Source organism: Segeticoccus rhizosphaerae (assembly GCF_009192725.1).
GTDB lineage: Bacteria > Actinomycetota > Actinomycetes > Actinomycetales > Dermatophilaceae > Segeticoccus > Segeticoccus rhizosphaerae.
Genome location: NZ_VOHR01000054.1, coordinates 1 through 16,849, shown reverse-complemented (window position 1 = coordinate 16,849; position 16,849 = coordinate 1). Strand labels below are relative to the sequence as shown.

General features: G+C 70.9%; 18 protein-coding genes. 7 read left to right on the top strand and 11 right to left on the bottom strand.

Translation table 11 applies throughout. The features are described from left to right. On the bottom strand, positions 1 to 381 hold a 381-nt coding region (locus FRW57_RS06905), incomplete at its 3' end, for an SDR family NAD(P)-dependent oxidoreductase (protein ID WP_152185642.1). Between the two features lie 43 nt (positions 382 to 424). Continuing rightward, complete coding sequence (locus FRW57_RS06900) at positions 425 to 1,240, bottom strand: SURF1 family cytochrome oxidase biogenesis protein (RefSeq protein ID WP_137121583.1); 816 nt, start codon at positions 1,238 to 1,240, stop codon at positions 425 to 427. A 32-nt stretch (positions 1,241 to 1,272) separates the two neighbouring features. Between FRW57_RS06900 and moaA the strand changes: the two genes are divergently transcribed. Then, positions 1,273 to 2,292 (top strand): GTP 3',8-cyclase MoaA, encoded by a 1,020-nt coding sequence (gene moaA, locus FRW57_RS06895; protein ID WP_137121584.1) that lies wholly within the window; start codon positions 1,273 to 1,275, stop codon positions 2,290 to 2,292. A 12-nt stretch (positions 2,293 to 2,304) separates the two neighbouring features. Here moaA and FRW57_RS06890 read toward each other — a convergent pair whose 3' ends face one another. Together FRW57_RS06890 and FRW57_RS06885 are read right to left on the bottom strand one after the other, a co-directional pair. Next, positions 2,305 to 2,544: a hypothetical protein gene (locus tag FRW57_RS06890; protein ID WP_137121585.1), complete on the bottom strand. Its 240-nt coding sequence runs from the start codon at positions 2,542 to 2,544 to the stop codon at positions 2,305 to 2,307. Continuing rightward, positions 2,541 to 2,942 (bottom strand): DUF3099 domain-containing protein, encoded by a 402-nt coding sequence (locus FRW57_RS06885; RefSeq protein ID WP_238384676.1) that lies wholly within the window; start codon positions 2,940 to 2,942, stop codon positions 2,541 to 2,543. Before FRW57_RS06885 ends, FRW57_RS06890 begins: the two co-directional genes overlap by 4 nt. A 137-nt stretch (positions 2,943 to 3,079) precedes the next feature. Here FRW57_RS06885 and fabG point away from each other — a divergent pair, with 137 nt between their 5' ends. The 3 genes from fabG (at position 3,080) to mraY (ending at position 5,936) form a co-directional block, all read left to right on the top strand. Continuing rightward, entirely contained in the window at positions 3,080 to 3,793 is a 714-nt protein-coding gene (gene fabG, locus FRW57_RS06880) for a 3-oxoacyl-ACP reductase FabG (protein WP_152185641.1), read from the top strand. Between the two features lie 69 nt (positions 3,794 to 3,862). Beyond that, positions 3,863 to 4,621, top strand: coding sequence for an enoyl-ACP reductase FabI (gene fabI, locus FRW57_RS06875; protein ID WP_137121588.1), 759 nt, complete (start codon positions 3,863 to 3,865; stop codon positions 4,619 to 4,621). A gap of 202 nt (positions 4,622 to 4,823) precedes the next feature. Further along, positions 4,824 to 5,936: a phospho-N-acetylmuramoyl-pentapeptide-transferase gene (mraY, locus tag FRW57_RS06870; RefSeq protein WP_137121589.1), complete on the top strand. Its 1,113-nt coding sequence runs from the start codon at positions 4,824 to 4,826 to the stop codon at positions 5,934 to 5,936. A gap of 79 nt (positions 5,937 to 6,015) precedes the next feature. Here the strand turns inward: mraY and FRW57_RS06865 are convergent, their stop codons facing one another. Both FRW57_RS06865 and FRW57_RS06860 read right to left on the bottom strand, forming a co-directional pair. Then, positions 6,016 to 6,228: a hypothetical protein gene (locus FRW57_RS06865; RefSeq protein ID WP_137121590.1), complete on the bottom strand. Its 213-nt coding sequence runs from the start codon at positions 6,226 to 6,228 to the stop codon at positions 6,016 to 6,018. A gap of 64 nt (positions 6,229 to 6,292) precedes the next feature. Further along, positions 6,293 to 6,667, bottom strand: coding sequence for a hypothetical protein (locus FRW57_RS06860; RefSeq protein ID WP_152185640.1), 375 nt, complete (start codon positions 6,665 to 6,667; stop codon positions 6,293 to 6,295). 25 nt (positions 6,668 to 6,692) lie between these two features. On the opposite strand from FRW57_RS06860, the gene FRW57_RS06855 reads away from it, so the two are divergent. Together FRW57_RS06855 and FRW57_RS06850 are read left to right on the top strand one after the other, a co-directional pair. Next, positions 6,693 to 6,881 carry a hypothetical protein gene (locus FRW57_RS06855; protein ID WP_137121592.1) on the top strand — a complete coding sequence of 63 codons (189 nt, stop codon included), beginning with the start codon at positions 6,693 to 6,695 and terminating at the stop codon, positions 6,879 to 6,881. A 75-nt stretch (positions 6,882 to 6,956) separates the two neighbouring features. Beyond that, positions 6,957 to 7,373: an ATP-binding cassette domain-containing protein gene (locus FRW57_RS06850; RefSeq protein WP_137121593.1), complete on the top strand. Its 417-nt coding sequence runs from the start codon at positions 6,957 to 6,959 to the stop codon at positions 7,371 to 7,373. A gap of 231 nt (positions 7,374 to 7,604) precedes the next feature. Here FRW57_RS06850 and FRW57_RS06845 read toward each other — a convergent pair whose 3' ends face one another. Beyond that, positions 7,605 to 8,447 (bottom strand): acyltransferase domain-containing protein, encoded by an 843-nt coding sequence (locus FRW57_RS06845; protein ID WP_137121594.1) that lies wholly within the window; start codon positions 8,445 to 8,447, stop codon positions 7,605 to 7,607. A gap of 63 nt (positions 8,448 to 8,510) precedes the next feature. Here FRW57_RS06845 and FRW57_RS06840 point away from each other — a divergent pair, with 63 nt between their 5' ends. Then, a complete protein-coding gene (locus FRW57_RS06840) occupies positions 8,511 to 10,739 on the top strand; it encodes a tetratricopeptide repeat protein (RefSeq protein WP_152185639.1) in 2,229 nt (742 codons plus the stop codon). A gap of 63 nt (positions 10,740 to 10,802) precedes the next feature. Here FRW57_RS06840 and cphA read toward each other — a convergent pair whose 3' ends face one another. From cphA to FRW57_RS06820, 4 genes are all read right to left on the bottom strand, one after another. Further along, the gene (gene cphA / locus FRW57_RS06835; protein WP_152185638.1) at positions 10,803 to 13,655 is read right to left on the bottom strand and encodes a cyanophycin synthetase; all 2,853 of its coding nucleotides are present in this window, start codon (positions 13,653 to 13,655) and stop codon (positions 10,803 to 10,805) included. A gap of 13 nt (positions 13,656 to 13,668) precedes the next feature. Further along, on the bottom strand, positions 13,669 to 14,565 hold the full coding sequence (locus FRW57_RS06830; protein ID WP_152185637.1) for a cyanophycinase: 897 nt from the start codon (positions 14,563 to 14,565) through the stop codon (positions 13,669 to 13,671). A gap of 88 nt (positions 14,566 to 14,653) precedes the next feature. Next, on the bottom strand, positions 14,654 to 15,904 hold the full coding sequence (gene glgC, locus FRW57_RS06825; RefSeq protein ID WP_137121598.1) for a glucose-1-phosphate adenylyltransferase: 1,251 nt from the start codon (positions 15,902 to 15,904) through the stop codon (positions 14,654 to 14,656). 64 nt (positions 15,905 to 15,968) lie between these two features. Continuing rightward, positions 15,969 to 16,766 carry an alkaline phosphatase family protein gene (locus FRW57_RS06820; RefSeq protein WP_203230236.1) on the bottom strand — a complete coding sequence of 266 codons (798 nt, stop codon included), beginning with the start codon at positions 16,764 to 16,766 and terminating at the stop codon, positions 15,969 to 15,971. Positions 16,767 to 16,849: the final 83 nt, after the last annotated feature.

The window sequence follows — 16,849 nt, the reverse complement described above, 5'->3', positions numbered from 1 at the left end:
GTGCAGAAGGTCGAGCACCTCTCTTTCGGCGAGGCGCTCGACCGCCTCGGTGAAAGAGAGGTGCTCGACCTTCTGCACGAACGAGATGACGTCGCCCGGCGGCGGGCCACCGACGCTGATCACGGCGCCGTCGAGGCGGCCGAACCGCTTCAGCGCCATGGCCACCAGGGAGTCGGCCGCGCTCGGTGTCGCCAGGTCGAGGGCGACGCCCACGGCGGAGTCGTCGCCCAGCCGCCGCGCGGCGTCGGTGATGCGCTCCTGGTTGCGGGAGCAGACCACCACCTTGGCGCCGTCGGCGACGAGCTGCTCCGCCGCGGCATACCCCAGGCCCTGGGAGGCACCGGTGACGAGGTAGACGCGGTCACGCAGTCCGAGATCCATGCCGTCATCCTCGCACCCACCCGGGTCGGTGCCCTCGCGCGGCCTACCAGTCCTCCTCGTCCCAGATGCGGACCTTCTTGGGCTTGGGCACCTTGGGTGCGGCGCCGCGCGAGATGTTCTCGGCCTCCTCCTGCTCCGAAGCCTCCCGGCGCACCCACAGGAAGACCAGCACGAAGCCGACGGGCGCGACCACCCACCACTGGATCGTGTAGGCCAGGTGCGGGCCCTTGCTGGTGTCCGGCGCCTCGAGCGGCGCGGGCCGCTGGATGGCCTCGCCGGGTGGCCCCTGCTCGTGCTTCATCTCCACGTAGGCGCCGAAGACCGGACCGTCGACCTGCGCGGCCGCCTCCTTGATGTTGATGGAGGCCAGCTGGCCGGCCGGCATGCTGCGGCCGAGGCTCTGCTCGCCCTCTCGCAGCCAGCCCGTGACGGTCACCGTGCCGCGGGGCGTGGGCGGCACGTCCGGCCGCGACTTCGCGGTGCGTCCGTTGTCGACCCAGCCGCGGTCGACCAGCAGCGTCCCGCCGCCTTGTACGCGCAGCGGCACCACGACCTCGTAGCCGTAGGTGCCGTTGTTGGGCCGGTTGCGCACGAGGAGCAGGTGCGCGGGGTCATAGCGCCCGGTGGCACTGACCGGCGTCCACTCCTGCTCGAGGGGAAGAGCCGCCCCGGGACGGGGAAGGACGTGGCGCAGCGGCACCGGCTGGGAGTCGTAGTGGCTGTTGATGCGGTCCGCCCGTGCATCCTTCACCTCGTAGCGGTGCCACTGCCAGCGGCCGAGGAAGATGGCGACCACGCAGAACACGGCGGCCAGGGCCAGAGCGCCCAGCCACCGACGCGTGAACAGCACCCGAAGCACGCATTGACGTTACCCGGCCTATCCTTGGGGTCATGACGAGCCTGCCGATCCGCCCCAAGGGAGCGACCGGCCTGCCGGATGCCTTCGGCCGGGTCGCGAGGGATCTGCGGGTCTCGGTGACCGACCGGTGCAACCTTCGCTGCACCTACTGCATGCCGGCCGAGGGCCTGCCGTGGATGTCCAAGCCCGAGATGCTCACGGACGAGGAGATGCTCCGGCTGGTCGGTGTCTTCGTGGGGCTCGGCATCACCCAGATCCGGCTCACCGGGGGCGAGCCCCTGCTGCGGCGCTCCATCGTGGAGCTGGTGAGCGGTATGGCGTCCCTCTCACCGCGTCCGCGCATCGCCATGACGACCAACGGCGTCGGCCTCGAGCGCGTGGCGGCCGGCCTGGCCTCGGCCGGGCTGGACCGGGTCAACGTGTCCCTGGACACCGTCGACCGCGAGGAGTTCAAGAAGCTCACCCTGCGCGACCGGTTCGCCGACGTCGAACGCGGCCTCAAGGCGGCCGCCGACGCCGGCCTGAGCCCGGTCAAGGTCAATGCCGTGGCGATGCGGGGATTCAACGACCACTCGGTCGCCGACCTGCTGCAGTGGTGCCTCGACCGCGGCTACCACCTGCGCTTCATCGAGCAGATGCCGCTGGACGCGCAGCATGCGTGGCAGCGCGAGCAGATGGTCTCGGCGGCGGAGGTGCGGGCCGAGCTGGAGCAGCACTTCCGGCTGAGCGAACCGCCGGGGGAGCGGGGGAGCGCCCCGGCCGAGCTCTTCCTCGTCGACGGCGGGCCCGAGACCGTCGGCATCATCGCCAGCGTCTCGGCGCCGTTCTGCGCCGCCTGTGACCGGGTGCGGCTCACCGCGGACGGACAGGTCCGCAACTGCCTCTTCGCGCGCGGCGAGGCAGACCTGCGCACTCCGCTGCGTGACGGCGCCTCCGACGAGGAGCTTGCCGCGTTGATCCAGGACGAGATGTGGCGCAAGGCCAAGGGCCACGGCATCGGCGGACCAGGTTTCACCCAGCCGGACCGACCCATGTCCTCCATCGGGGGCTGACTCCGCGCTGCCTCAGCCGTCGGTCGCGCTGAGCTCCTCGACCGGGATGACGTCCTTCAGGAAGCCGCGCACGGTGAGGTACTCCGACAGGTGCGAGCGATGGCCCTCACAGGCCAGCCAGACCTTGCGGCGCTCCGCGGTGTGCAACTTGGGGTTGTTCCACAGCAGGGCGTGCAGGGCCTCCTGGCGGCACCCCTTGGCGCTGCACACCAGCCGTTCGTCCCCCGGATCCGGAGGGACGCCGAGGCTCACGGCCGCCGTCCGTGGGGAGCTCCGTGCTGGGCGCCGTGATCGTCCCCCGTGCCGGGCGGCGTGTCGCGCCGGACGTCGCCCAAGCGCTGTTCCAGCTCGATGAAGGGCTGCCCCGACGGGGTGACCGCGCCCAGCTGGTCGATGCGACGCGAACGCGTGGCGTTGGCCATGACGACCGCGATGTAGGGCAGAACCGCGGCAGCACCGATGCACACCCAGCCGACGATGGTCCAGTGGACCACCGTGATGAACACGACGGCCAGGACGAAACAGAAGGTCCGCACACCCATCGAGAACAGGTAGCGGTGCATCCTCTCGGATGAGTCGTCGCGCACCGACACAGGCGCACTGGTCACGTTCTGGACCGGCGTCTCGGGGCGGTGCCGCCTGCTCTTCACACCTCCACGATAGGCCGGGGTCGAGCGGACCGACACTTCAGGCGCACCGTGCATACCCCTCGGTAGTCCGATAGCGTCCGAGTGCCCTGCGCCGCCCGACCCGACCGGGTGGCCGACCCGACTGCTGGAGGAGCGACATGGCAGACGCACGAGGCGTGCTGGTGACCGGAGGCAACCGGGGCATCGGCCTCGCCATCGCCCGGTCCTTCGCCGAGGCGGGCGACGCGGTGGTGGTCACCCACCGGAGCGGCCAACCGCCGGAGGGACTGATGGGGGTCCGCTGCGAGGTCACCGACACCGCGTCGGTCGATGCGGCCTTCACCGAGGCCGAGGAGAAGATCGGGGGTCCCGTCGAGGTGGTCGTGGCCAACGCGGGCATCACCCGCGACGGCCTGCTGATGCGGATGAGTGACGACGACTTCGACTCGGTCGTCGACACCAACCTGGCCGGGGCCTTCCGCTGCGCGCGGCGCGCCAGCAAGGGGATGATCAGAGCGCGCAGGGGCCGAATCGTCTTCATCTCCAGTGTGGTCGGCTTGTATGGCGGGCCCGGGCAGACCAACTACGCATCCAGCAAGGCGGGGCTCGTCGGCCTGGCCCGGTCGATCACGCGAGAGCTCGGTGGGCGAGGCATCACCGCCAACGTGGTGGCCCCCGGATTCATCGAGACCGAGATGACCGGCGAGCTGTCCGACGACCTCAAGAAGAAGTACCTCGAGGGGATCCCCGCGGGGCGCTACGGGACCTCCGAGGAGGTCGCCCGCGTGGTGCGCTTCCTGGCCTCGGACGACGCGGCATACATCTCGGGGGCCGTGATTCCCGTCGACGGCGGTCTCGGCATGGGGCACTGACCCGAGCCGCGCCGGCCCCCAGCACCCGACAACAGGTCTCACCACGTCACCAGCCAGGAAGGCAAGCACATGTTGCTAGAAGGCAAGAAGCTGCTCGTCACGGGTGTCCTCATGGACTCCTCGATCGCGTTCCACGTCGCCAAGCTCGCCCAGGAGCAGGGCGCCGAAGTGGTGCTCAGCTCGTTCGGACGCACCATGAAGATCACCTCCACCATCGCCAAGCGACTGCCGTCGCCCGCACCGGTCATCGAGCTCGACGTGACCGACCAGGAGCACCTCGACACCCTCGCCGCGCGGCTCGGTGAGCACGTCGACGGTCTCGACGGGGTGCTGCACTCGATCGGCTTCGCACCGCAGGGCGCCTTCTCGTTCCTCGACGCCTCGTGGGAGGACGTCGCGACCGCGATGCAGGCCTCGGCGTACTCCCTCAAGGCGCTCGCCGTGGCGGCCCTTCCGCTGATGGAGGAGGGCGGCAGTCTGGTCGGACTCACCTTCGACGCGAAGTTCGCCTGGCCGGTCTACGACTGGATGGGCGTGGCGAAGGCCGCCTTCGAGTCGACCAGCCGCTACCTCGCGCGTGACCTGGGTCCGAAGGGAATCCGCTGCAACCTCGTGTCCGCCGGGCCGATCGGCACCACCGCGGCCAAGTCGATCCCCGGGTTCGAGCAGCTCGCCGGGAGCTGGGACGACCGGGCACCGCTCGGCTGGGACCGGGCCGACCCGGTGCCTGCCGCCCGTGCCTGCGCCGCGCTGCTGTCCGACTGGTTCCCCGCGACGACGGGGGAGATCGTGCACGTCGACGGCGGTGTGCACGCGATGGGCCAGTAGCTCTCGGGGTCGCGAACCTCGCCCTGCCTGGCCGAGCCGGACGAACCCGGGCGAACCCGGACGAACCCGGACGAACCGGACGAGCCTGCACCGGCGTGCGGGAACTGCGTGTCGAGCGCGCCCCAGCCCGGCGGGACATGGTTACGTTTCTTCTTGCGAAGGGGCGGGGGACGACCAGGCGACACGTGGAGAAAGAAGGCTGATGGTCAACGTCGTGCTGGCCGGTGCGATCTCGATGCTGGTGGCGTTGCTCGCGACGCCGCTGTTCATCAAGTTCCTGGTCCGCAGGAACTACGGCCAGTTCATCCGGGATGACCTCACCCAGCACCACTACAAGCGAGGCAAGCCCACCATGGGTGGCGCCGTCATCATCAGCGCCACCATCGCCGGGTATCTCGGCTCGCACCTCCTGCTGATGGCCATGGACGCCGGCGGCCTGGTCGGGCTCACCCACAGCCCCTTCTCCCTGAGCGCCCTGCTGGTGCTCTTCCTGCTGCTCGGGCTTGGCCTGGTGGGCTTCCTGGACGACTACACGAAGATCTCCAGGGAACGAAGCCTGGGCCTGACCTCGAAGCAGAAGCTCGTCGGCCAGGGCCTGATCACGCTCGTCTTCGCCCTCCTCGCACTGTTGAAGACCGACGACAAGGGCCGTGCGCCTGCCTCGACGGCGATCTCCCTCGTCCGCGACACGAACATCGACCTCGCCGTCGCCGGACCTGTCGTCGGTGTCGTGCTGTTCGTCATCTGGGCGAATCTGCTCATTGCCGGCGCCTCGAACGGTGTCAACATCACCGATGGCCTGGACGGGCTGGCGACCGGCTGCTCGGTCATGGTCTTCGGCGCCTACACCCTCATCAGCCTGTGGCAGTACAAGCAGGGTTGCGAGGTGCGACCCGGACCGGGCTGCTACGACGTCAGGGACAGCCTGGACCTCGCGATCGTGGCGTGCTCGGTCGCCGGCGCCTGCTTCGGCTTCCTGTGGTGGAACGCCTCGCCCGCGCAGATCATCATGGGCGATACCGGCTCGCTGTCGTTGGGAGCAGGCCTCGCCGGCATGGCGATCCTGACCCGGACTGAGCTCCTGCTGGCGGTGCTGGGCGCACTGTTCGTCATCATCACCTTGTCGGTGATCCTCCAGGTCGCCAGTTTCAGGCTGACCGGTAGACGGGTCTTCCGGATGGCGCCCCTGCACCACCACTTCGAGCTGGTCGGCTGGGCCGAGGTCACCATCGTCGCGCGATTCTGGATCATCGCAGGCATCGGGGTTGCCGTCGGTCTGGCCCTGTTCTACGGGGAGTGGGCCGCGCAGTTGTGAGATAGGGATCGGCGACGTCGGCCTCGGCCTGACACACGCTCGGCGGCGGGCAGCAGGCGGGAGGGTCGACGGGTCCTGCTCACCGGTGGGTGGAGGTGCGCGCGAGCCAGAAGGCCACGACCGCGACCGCGGCGGGGATCGCCCAGCCGGCGACTCCCCACGGCACGAGGTAGCCGAGCGGGGTCTGGTAGCGGTTCGTGCAGCCTTGCGCGCAGAGCGTGACGCCCTCCACCGGCGCCACGAGGACGGCCACGACCAGGGCCGACACGAGGGCCGCGAGGAGCGCGCGCATGCAGCGAGTGTGACCCAGCCCCGAGGGCCTGCGCCACCCCCAGCGCCAGGTCGTGATCAGGATGTCACCGTGCCGCGTGAGGGGTGCCGGTCGACGTGCCGCGCCCGGGCTGGGTGAGCAGGCCGTTGACCAGCTCGGCACCCTCGTCGGCTGCGTCCGTCGAGATCGCGAGGTGCTTGCCGTCGGCGAGGTGGACGACCAGGCCCCGGCCACCGCGCAGGATCACGGCGCGGCCGTGCGGGGTGATGCGATAGCCCCAGCCGCCCCACTGCGTCGGGCGCAGGTCCTTCGCCTCGGCCGACGCGATCTGGGCCAAGGAGGCGCGGGCGATCGGCCGCGACAGGCCGATCAGCCGCACCCGCACCCCGGTGCGGTCGACCTGCAGGCTGAGCCCGAACATCGCCACCAGGGGGACCAGGCCCAGGACGACAGGGATCACCGCGGTCGCGAGTGACCCCGAGGGTATGACGGTCGCCGCCTTCGTCGCGGCCGGTGCGCCAGAGCTCACCGACGCCCACCAGCGGATGCGGCAGCTCGAGTCGGCCCTCGCCAGCAGCGCGGGAGCGGGCGCGGCCACCTGCTCGACCGGCGACCTGCACCATGACCTCCTCCCGGACGACCTCGTCCGGCACGAGCTGGTCCAGTACGACTAGGTCGTCGCGGCCTTCGAGACGGCGGGTGGCTGGGCCGCGGGGGCCCGCGCGGACGAGGTGCGCTCCCGGCTCGGCGTGGACACCGCGTCCGGGATCGCGGGGACCCGCCTCCTGACCAGCCTGAGCGCACCCACCAACCACCTCGACCTCGAGGGCCGGCGCTGGCTCCAGGAACACCTGCGCCGCTACCGGGGCGCGGTCCTGGTCGTCTCGCACGACCGGCGCTTCCTCGACCGGGTCGTCACGCGCGTCGTCGAGCTGGACGGGGTCCGCACGCAGCTGCAGGACTACCCGGGAGGTGGCTACACGGCATACCGGAAGGAACGGCAGCGGCGCTGGGAGCGGCTGGTCGCGGACCACGCGGCGCAAGAGCAGTACCGCGCCCGACTGGTGGGCGACATCGAACGCACCACGGAGCAGGCGTGTGGGGTCGAGCTCGCGAGCCCGCGCAACCCCCAGGCCCGACGGCTCGCCCGCACGGTGGCGAGGTAGGAGCTGTCCCGCGAGCGCCGGCTCGAGCGGCAGATGCGGTCGGCGTCCTGGATCGCGGCACCGCAGGCCCGGCCCGAGCTGGTGCTCGGTTTCGCGCAGCCAGCCGTTGGCACTGGCGCGATACACCGGCACGCTGCTGGTGGTGAGCCACGACGAGGCGTCGGCCTCACCCGGCGGTGGCACCTGGCCGGCGGCCGCCTCGAGCAGGTGGCCTGAACCGCGCCGCTGCGCTCACCCGGCGTCCAGCTCGCGGTAGCCGTGCCCCCGCTGCCAGGTGCCTCCCGCCTCGATGCGTTCGAGCACCACGCGCTGGAGGGTGCTCTTCCTCGGCAGGGCCGGGACCTTGCTCAGGTCGCGGGTGTGGAAGAGGAACCAGAGGGGGTCGTCCGCGGCGTTGTCCCGGTGTCCGAAGGCGGTCCAGGCCTCCTGGAACGCCACCAGGTTGGAGTCCTCGGGCAGGTGCTCGGACAGGTAGGGGTCGAGCAACCAGGTGTGGCAGACGGCGACCGTCACCTGCTGTTGCGGAAAGTGCCGGGGGAAGAAGTCGGCCGCCCGGTCGAAGCCCCGCGACACCGCGCCGGGCAGCATCGGACCGGTCGCCGGGATGTGCACATCGAGCAGCCACGGATCCCGCTCGTGGCCCGGCGGCGCGGGCTCGCGCAGGCGCCTGTGGCGCAGCATGAACTGCAGCCGACCAAGGCGGAACAGCCCGCCACCGAAGTGCGCCGAGATCCACGGGCCCGCGTCGAGGCCGAACGTGCCGGTGGCCCGGCGGTGCAGGGCGATGTGGTGTCCGACGTCGGCCAGCGTGTCGGCGACGACGTCCATACCGATCTCGTGCTGGCGGTACCACGCGGTGAGGGCGGGGACCTCCGCGGCGACGGCTCGCAGCCAGACCTCACCGGACACGTCCAATGACGGAGGCAGGTCGGGGAAGGTGCCGAGTCGTGACCTCAGCAGCGTCCGTGTGCGCACCACTTCGGCCCGGTCGCCGGGCTGGGCCAGCAACGCCTCGTAGTCGTCCCGGTCCTCGGGGGCGAGTCCGAAGAGGTCCAGGACCTCGGCCGTCCGCATGCGCACACCGTAACCGAGACGGCACCGGGCCGCCGCCGACGCCCGGCCGCTAGAGTCCGCGGCATGATCTCGCGGTCTGACGACGCCAGAGCATCCGTCACGGTGTCGGAGGTCCGGGTGCTCGACGGTCCCAACCTCTACTTCACTCGTCCGGCCATCAAGGTGAGCCTGCAGCTCCCGGGTTACCTCGAGGCGCAGGAGGAAACGCTGCGTCGGCTGGCCGGCACGCTGGAGCTACGGCGGGTGCGTCCTGGGTCGCCGGGTTCCGAGCAACGCCAACGCTTTGTGTTGCGGCTCGTCGAGCGCGTGGTGCGCCGCATCGCCTCCGCGGGCGGCACCACGCGGCTGGGAGTCAGGGCACGCCCTGCCTCCGCCCGGGACGAGGTTGTCGTGGCCTTCCCCTGGCACCACCGTGGTCGCGGCGAGGCTCTGGGGGAGTGCCTCGGCGAGGTGCTCACCAGGTTGCTCGGCGAGGACGGTGGCGCAGCTCTGGACGAGGCGGCCGCGCGTCTGCGTGAGGTGGCCCCCGGTGAGGCACCGCGGGTGGTCCGTCCCGCCGTGCCGGTCGCATCCATCACCGGGACCAACGGCAAGACGACGACCACCCGGCTGCTGGCCCACCTGGGTATGACGGCCGGCCTGCGCACCGCGTGGAGCTCGACCGACGGGGTGCTCGTGCAGGGCGAGCTGGTCGAGGCCGGTGACTACTCGGGTCCGGCGGGCGCGCGTGCCGTGTTGGCCTCTCCCGGCGTCGAGCTCGGCATCCTGGAGACGGCCCGTGGCGGGATGCTGCTGCGGGGGATGGGGGTCAGCAGCAACGACGTGAGCGTCGTCACCAACGTCTCCGCGGACCACCTCGGTCTGCAGGGCATCGACACCGTCGACCAGCTCGCTGAGGTCAAGGCCATCGTGACGAAGGTGACCAGGCCAGACGGTTGGGTCGTCCTCAACGGCGACGACCCCCGGGTGTGGGCCATGGCTGCCGGCATCCGGGCTCGGCCGTGGGCCTTCAGCCTCGACCCCGACTCGCCCGCCCTGCGGCAGTCGCTCTCCCGAGGCGGTCGGGGCACCACCGTGATGGACGGCGACATCGTCACCCTGACTCCCGGCGGCGACCCGGACCACCTGGCGCGGGTGATCGACGTCCCGGTCACGCTCTCGGGCCTGTCCGAGCACGACGTTGCCAACGCGCTGGCCGCGACGGCGGCAGGCCTCGGCCTCGGCCTGCCCCGGGCGGCGGTCGTGCGGGGCCTGCTGACGTTCGCCCCCGACCCACGCCAGAACCCCGGCCGGATGAACGTCTACAGCCTGCCGCTCGCCTCGGGTGGCTCCGTGAGCGTCATCATCGACCTGGCCCACAACGAGGCCGGGCTCGAGGCGCTGCTGCGGGTCGCCGACGGTCTGCGTCCGCCGGGGTCCTACGTGCATCTCGGCCTCGGCACCGGCGGCGACCGCACCGACGAGATCCTGGTCAACCTGGGCGAGCTGGCCGGGCGCCGGGCCGACCTGGTCCAGATCGTGCACAAGGTGCACTACCTGCGCGGCCGGACCATGGACGACCTCGAGGAGCGGCTCCGTGAGGGCCTGGCGAACGTCGGGATGACGCCCACCCACTCCTGGCCGACTGAGCTGCACGGCCTGCAGGGGCTGCTCGCGGCAGCCGAGGACGGCGACGTCGTCGCCGTCATGTGCCACGCCGACCGCGCGCTGCTGGACGGTTGGCTGGTCGAGCACGGAGCCACTCCCGACGGTCCGGCCGAGATCCGCCACAAGGTGATCGTGGCGCGCGGTGAGCACGAGCTCCAGGCCGAGATCGACGCACTCGAGGACGAGCCGGACGAGAAGGCGGCCATCGCCGCCGCCAGGAGTCTGGTCGACACGCATCCCGGGGACCCGCGGCTCGATTACGAGCTGGGCGGCTGGCTCGACCGTGCCGGCAAGGAGGAGGAGGCGATCGGCTGGTACCGGAAGGCGATCGACGCCGGGTTGCGCGAACCGCACCGCCACCGCGCGCTCATCCAGCTGGCCTCGAGCCTGCGGGTCGTGGGTCGTCCCGAGGATGCGCTGCGCATCCTGGACGACCTCGCGACATACCGACCATCGAGCGTCGCGGTGGAGGCGTTCCGGGCGCTGGCCCGCCATGACGGCGGCGACCACGGCGGAGCCCTCGCGGGGTTGCTGACCTTCGTGGTCGACCACGCCACCGATCCTGAGGACCAGGCATACGCCCGGGCCCTGCGTGCGTATGCCGCGCAACTCACCCCGACCCCACCCCCGTGCGGATCTTCGTGACGCTCCGGGCGCTGCCCGCGACCAAACCGTCACGAAGATCCGGCACGCGGGTGGCGCTGGGCGTCAGTTGCCGGGAAGCTCCGCGGTCGCTGAGGCCTCCGCCTCCTCGCCGGACGCCTCGGCCTCGGTCAGCAGCTCTACCGGGTTGAGGTCGGGGTCACCGGTGTTCTCGCCGCTGTGCGCCCCGGCCTGGGCCGAGGAGGTCATGCTCTCCAGCTCGGCCAGGACCTTCGGGTGCTTGTCGACGCACAGCACCACGAGGTCGCCGGGGTTGGAGCGAGCCATGGTGTGCCGCACCGCCTCGAGCTCGTTGAGCACGATCTCGACCTGGCGGCACCGGACCTCGTCCTGTGCCATCCGGGCGCGCAGTCCCTCGGCCACGATCTCCGCCGCCGCGCCGGGTGCACGGCCCCGGAGGTTGTCGTCCTCGCGCACCACCACGACGTCGAAGTGTTCGGCGGCGATCGTCCCCAGCTCACGCAGGTCTTCGTCGCGGCGGTCACCGGTGCCGCCGATCATCCCCAACCGGGAGATCCGGCCGAGCTCGGCCTGCCCGGCCTTCTGGGCGGCGAAGTTCTCCACGAAGTCGCCGAGCATGCGCATGCCCGGCGGGTTGTGGCAGTAGTCGACCAGGACGTCGCGGGCCAGCACGTCGAGCAGGTTCATCCGGCCGGGAGACAGATAGTAGGAGGTCGTGAAGGTGCGCAGACCCTGCCGGATGTCGTGCAGTGGGGCACCAGCGGCGAAGGCGGCACCGGCTGCCGCGAGCGCGTTGGCGACGTTCATCCGGGCCGCACCGCCGAAGGTGGAGGGCAGCAAGTGGGTCCAGGCCAGCTGCATGGAGCGGCGCCCGTGCTTGATGACGATCATCTCGCCCTTCTCGGTGGGCTCGAGCACCACCGCACGTCCGCCCCGGCGGCACTGGTCCTCGATGAAGTCGCGGACCTCGGAGCCCGGTGGCTCCAGCGAGAACCACACGACGCCACCACTGCACACCCGGCGCATCTTGCGCACCAGGGGATCATCGGCGTTGAGCACGGCGAAACCGGTGCGGGGCACCGCCTCCACGACGACGGCCTTGACGGCCGCCAGCTGCTCGAGCGTGTCGACGCCCCGCATCCCGAGGTGGTCGGGAGCGACGTTGGTGACCACCGCGATGTCGTTGCGGTCGTAGCCGAGTCCCTCGCGCAGGATGCCGCCACGCGCGACCTCCATGACCGCGAAGTCGACCCTGGGGTTCTGCAGGACCATCCGGGCGGACCGGGGGCCGGAGGCGTCGGCCTTGATGACCAGACGTTCGTCGATGATGATGCCGTCGGTGGAGGTCATCCCCACCTTGTGGCCGATGCCCTTGAAGATGTGCGCGATCATGCGCGAGGTGGTCGTCTTGCCGTTGGTGCCGGTGACGGCCACGATCGGCACGCGGGACGGGGTGCCCGGCGGGAAGAGCAGGTCGACCACCGGCTTGGCGATGAACTGCGGCTCTCCGACCGTGGGATGGGTGTGCATCCGGAACCCGGGAGCGGCGTTGACCTCGCAGATCGCGCCGCCGGTCTCCCGCACGGGGGCGGAGATGTCCGGGCAGATGAAGTCGATGCCGGCCACGTCGAGGCCGATCATGCGGGCCGCCTCCTCGGCGATCTCGACGTTGTCCGGGTGCGCGTCGAAGGTCCGGTCGACCGAGATGCCGCCGGTCGACATGTTGCCGGTCAGGGCGAGCTTGACCATCTCCCCGGACGGCGGAACGTCGTCCAGCTCGTAGCCCTGCTCCCGCACGAGGCCGACGGCTGCGTCGTCCACGGTGATCTTGGTCAGCACCTTCTCGTGGCCGACGCCCCGGCGGGGGTCGGCGTTGGTGGTCTCGACCAGCTCGCTCACGGTGTGCTCGCCGTCACCGACCACGTGGGCCGGCACGCGCTCGGCGATGGCCTGCATGCGGCCCCCGACGATGAGGCAGCGGTAGTCACGGCCGGTCACGAAGCTCTCCACGATGACCACGCCGCGCCGGGACTGGTCCTCGGCGACCACGAAGGCCTCGCGCACGGCATCCGCGTCCTTCAGGTCGAGGCACACCCCGCGCCCGTGGTTGCCGTCCAGGGGCTTCACCACCACGGGGTACCCGATCCGCTCGGCCGCGGAGGCGGCTGCTTCGGCGCTGCGCACGGCTTCGCTGCGGGGCACGGGCAGCCCGGCGGAGGCCAACAGCTTGGCGGTGAGGTCCTTGTCGCCGGCGATGTCGACCGCCAGGGCACCGGTCCTGGACGTCATGGTGGCTCGGATCCGCTGCGCATGGACCCCTTGGCCGAGCTGGATCAGGGAGTACTGGTTGAGCCGGATCCACGGGATGTCGCGGCTGACCGCCTCGTCGAGGATGGCCGAGGTGGAGGGTCCGAAGGCGATCCGCTCGGCGCGGGTGAGGAAGCGCTCCAGCTCGTCGGGGAAGTCAAAGCCGTCCTCGGGCTGGACGAGGTGGTTGACCAGGCGGACCGCCAGCTGCCCGGCCGAGACGCCGACCCGCTCGTCGACGAACCCGAAGATGACGTTGTAGACGCCGGTGCGCCCCCGCACCTGCCGGGTCTTGCCACGGCGCAGGTCGTGCCCTGCCTCCTGCTGCAGCTGCAACGCGACGTGTTCGGCCACGTGCCCGAGCCAGGTGCCCTCGCGCATCCGCTGGACGAAGCCGCCCCGGACCCCGCGGGAGCAGGTGTGCCGTTCCAAGCCGGGGAGCAGCTCGAGGAGGCGGTCGGTGAACCCCTCGATCGAGTCGGTGGGATAGCCCTCCAGGACACCGAGGTCCACGACGAGGTGGATCGCCTGCTCGTAGGACCAGACGTTCGGACCGCGGTAGACGCGGGACTCGAGGATGGTCAGATCGGGGGACAGGGCGCCCTTGGGCACCGGGCGGTCGGCGATCAAGGTGGCCTCCTCCTCAGGGGTGCGAAGCGGCCGGGGTGGACGCTCCGTCCTGCGGTTTCTGCTGCGCTCGTCTGACCACGCGGTCCGGGTGCTTTTCGACGAATCCGGTCAGGCTGGCGGTGTGCAGGTCGAACGTAGCGCCGGAGGGCAGCGAGTGCACGACCGCCCCGGTCACCAGCAGCGGAGCGTCTCGGCGTGCTTCGTGCGCGTCGGTGATGGCCTGTCGGGCGTCCATGACGAAGACCGCGCCCGACCCGACCACGGTCAGCTGCGTGCCGTCCGTGATCTCGGCGGCCGTGTCCTCGTCGATGCCCATGCCGAGCAGGCTCGGTGAGCCGGCCACCAGCGACATCAGCCGGCCGTAGCGAGAGCGCTGGTCGAAGTGCTGGTCGACGATGACGCCCGGCAGCAGGGCCAGGCCGGCCGTGAGCTGGCTCGACCGCTGGCGGGGGGTGACCCCCTCGTCGCCCAGCGAGATCATGAACTGGCTCATGATCGACGCCCCTGCGGACGTCCCGGCGATGACCGCTCCCCGGGCGTGCGCGCGCTCGATGGCGTCGCCGAGCGGCGTGCCGACGACGATCTGGCTCAGCTTGAGCTGGTTGCCCCCCGTGAGGAAGACGCCGGTTGCCCGGTCCAGCTCGGCAATCAGCGCTGGGTCGCCGGACGCGAGCCGGTTGGCCGGGTCCACCGTGGCGATGTCACGCGCGCCCAGCCGCGTGAAGACCTCGGAGTAGGCGCCCACCACCTCGTCCGGGATGGAGGAAGCCGTGGGGATCACCACGATCTTGGCCGCTCGGCCCCCGGCCAGGCGCACGAATCGGCGCAGGATGGTCGCCTTGCCGACCTTGTCCTCCGCTCCGCCGATGATGAGCAGGGACGTCTTCGGGACCGGGGTGGGGCGCGGCATGCGGCTCAGCCTAGGAGGCGCGCCGGGCGGGGCGGCGGCGCCTCGCCGGGCTCCGGCTGGTCGAGGCAGGACACGGTGACGTCCGCGGTCAGGCCGAGATGGCCTGGCCCTTGCCGACCACGACGATCCCGGACTCGGTGACGGTCAGTCCCCGCTCGCGGTCGTGGTCGTGGTCGATGCCGACGTTGACGCCGTCGGGTACCTGCACGTTCTTGTCCAGGATGGCGCGGTGCACCTGGCAGCTGCGCCCGACGTCGACCCCGTCGAGCAGGACCGATTCCGACACCATCGCGAAGCTGTGCAGGTGGACGTTCGGGGCCAGCACCGATCCCGTCACGTGGGCGCCGCTGACGACCACCCCGGGGGAGACGGCGGAGTTGACGGCCGAGCCCACCCGGTCGTGCGAGCCGTGCACGAACTTGGCGGGTGGGAAGGGGCCGTGCGTGGTGTAGATCGGCCACTCGTAGTTGTAGAGGTTGAAGATGGGGTGGATCGACACCAGGTCCATGTGCGCTTCGTAGTAGGAGTCCATCGTCCCGACGTCGCGCCAGTAGCCGCGGTCGCGGTCGGTCGAGCCGGGGATGGGGTTGTCCTTGAAGTCGTAGACCTGCGCGTCCTGCCGGGCCACGAAGGCGGGCACGATGTCGCCGCCCATGTCGTGCTTCGACCCGTCGTTGTCGGAGTCGCGGACGACGGCGTCCCTCAGCGCGTCCGCGGTGAAGACATAGTTGCCCATCGAGGCCAGCACCTCGTCCGGGGCGTCGGGCAGGCCCTGGGGATCGCTCGGCTTCTCGAGGAACGCCGCGATCTGGTGCGGGTCGTCCGGCTTCACCTCGATCACGCCGAACTGGTCGGCCAGTCCGATCGGCTGCCGGATGGCCGCCACGGTGACGCCGGCCCCGGACTCGATGTGCTGGTCGACCATGTGGCTGAAGTCCATCCGGTAGACGTGGTCGGCGCCCACCACCACGACATACTCCGGCTGCTCGTCGTCGATCAGGTTGAGGCTCTGGTAGATCGCGTCGGCACTGCCGAGGAACCAGTTCTTGCCCAGCCGCTGCTGTGCCGGCACCGGGGCCACGTAGTTGCCGAGCATGTTGGACATCCGCCAGGTCTGGGTGATGTGCCGGTCGAGGCTGTGCGACTTGTACTGCGTCAGCACGACGACCTTGAGGTAGCCGGAGTTGACGACGTTGGACAGGGCGAAGTCGATCAGTCGGTAGATGCCTCCGAAGGGGACCGCCGGTTTGGCGCGGTCCGCGGTGAGCGGCATCAGCCGTTTGCCCTCGCCTCCTGCCAGAACGATCGCAAGGACCTTGGTCTGACCTGTGCGCGCCATGAGCAGACCCTAGGGCGGGTGGGGCGGTTGCGCGAGGTTTGTGTCCGAGTTGTGGCCGAACGCGTCAGCGCAGACCGAAGGCCCGCAGCACGTCGGGGCTGCCCGCGCCGTGGCGCAGGGGAGGCAGTCCCACGAGGCGGGACGGCGCGGCGGCCAGCGAGGAGTGGGTGAACCTGCGGGTCACGATCTTGTGCTGGAGCCGAGCGGCGGCGACCACGGTCAGGACGTGGTTGCCGGCGTGGTGGTCGTCCTCGTCGAACGTCACGACGACGGCGAGGCGACCCCGGCTGAAGTCGGCACCGTTCTCGATGAACGGCAGCCAGCGGTGCAGCCACCCGTCGGCGGTCGCGAGCGGGCAGTCGTGCCCGTCGTTGCAGGTGTCGGGGATGAGCAGCGAGTAGGTCGGCAGGCGCCCCGCGACCACGGCGTCGTGCAGGGGGCCGCTAGCGGTCGTGCCGGCCGGGAGGTCGTGACGGCGGCATGCGGCGCGTTCACGGGGATCGACGAAGTAGGCCGCCGGGTTGTGCCGGGCGGCGTAGCGACCCGAGTTGGTCTGGGAGCACGGGGTGGGCATGCTCTCGGCGTAGGTCGCGGCGGAGTGTCCGTGCGCGGTGAGCTGGCCGAAGACCGAGGTTCCCTTGAGCCGGTGTGCGGCAGGCTCCTTGTCGTCGGCCACCCCGAAGGTCGAGCCGCCTGCCAGTTCGAGGTAGTTGGGCAGCGAAGGGTGCGCGACGGCATACCAGTGGCTCGCGACGCCGTAGCGATCGGCCTGCGCGGCCAGGAAGGGCATCTGGGCGAGCGCCTGCTGTTTCGAGTGGTTCTCGAGCACGACCACGAGCAGCTTGCTGACGTGTGCGGCCACCGAAGCCGAGGCGGCGGAGCTCCCCGCTGCCGGGCCGGTCGACGAGCTGCCGGCTAGGGGCGGCGCACATCAGCAAGCTGCTC

What these genes read in the sequence shown, in the direction of transcription:
- FRW57_RS06855 (WP_137121592.1), top strand. Translation starts at nt 6,693, where the DNA reads ATGACGGTCGCCGCCTTCGTCGCGGCCGGTGCGCCAGAGCTCACCGAC.
- FRW57_RS06845 (WP_137121594.1), bottom strand. Translation starts at nt 8,447, where the DNA reads ATGCGGACGGCCGAGGTCCTGGACCTCTTCGGACTCGCCCCCGAGGAC.
- fabG (WP_152185641.1), top strand. Translation starts at nt 3,080, where the DNA reads ATGGCAGACGCACGAGGCGTGCTGGTGACCGGAGGCAACCGGGGCATC.
- mraY (WP_137121589.1), top strand. Translation starts at nt 4,824, where the DNA reads ATGGTCAACGTCGTGCTGGCCGGTGCGATCTCGATGCTGGTGGCGTTG.
- glgC (WP_137121598.1), bottom strand. Translation starts at nt 15,904, where the DNA reads ATGGCGCGCACAGGTCAGACCAAGGTCCTTGCGATCGTTCTGGCAGGA.
- FRW57_RS06830 (WP_152185637.1), bottom strand. Translation starts at nt 14,565, where the DNA reads ATGCCGCGCCCCACCCCGGTCCCGAAGACGTCCCTGCTCATCATCGGC.
- fabI (WP_137121588.1), top strand. Translation starts at nt 3,863, where the DNA reads ATGTTGCTAGAAGGCAAGAAGCTGCTCGTCACGGGTGTCCTCATGGAC.
- FRW57_RS06840 (WP_152185639.1), top strand. Translation starts at nt 8,511, where the DNA reads ATGATCTCGCGGTCTGACGACGCCAGAGCATCCGTCACGGTGTCGGAG.
- FRW57_RS06865 (WP_137121590.1), bottom strand. Translation starts at nt 6,228, where the DNA reads ATGCGCGCGCTCCTCGCGGCCCTCGTGTCGGCCCTGGTCGTGGCCGTC.
- moaA (WP_137121584.1), top strand. Translation starts at nt 1,273, where the DNA reads ATGACGAGCCTGCCGATCCGCCCCAAGGGAGCGACCGGCCTGCCGGAT.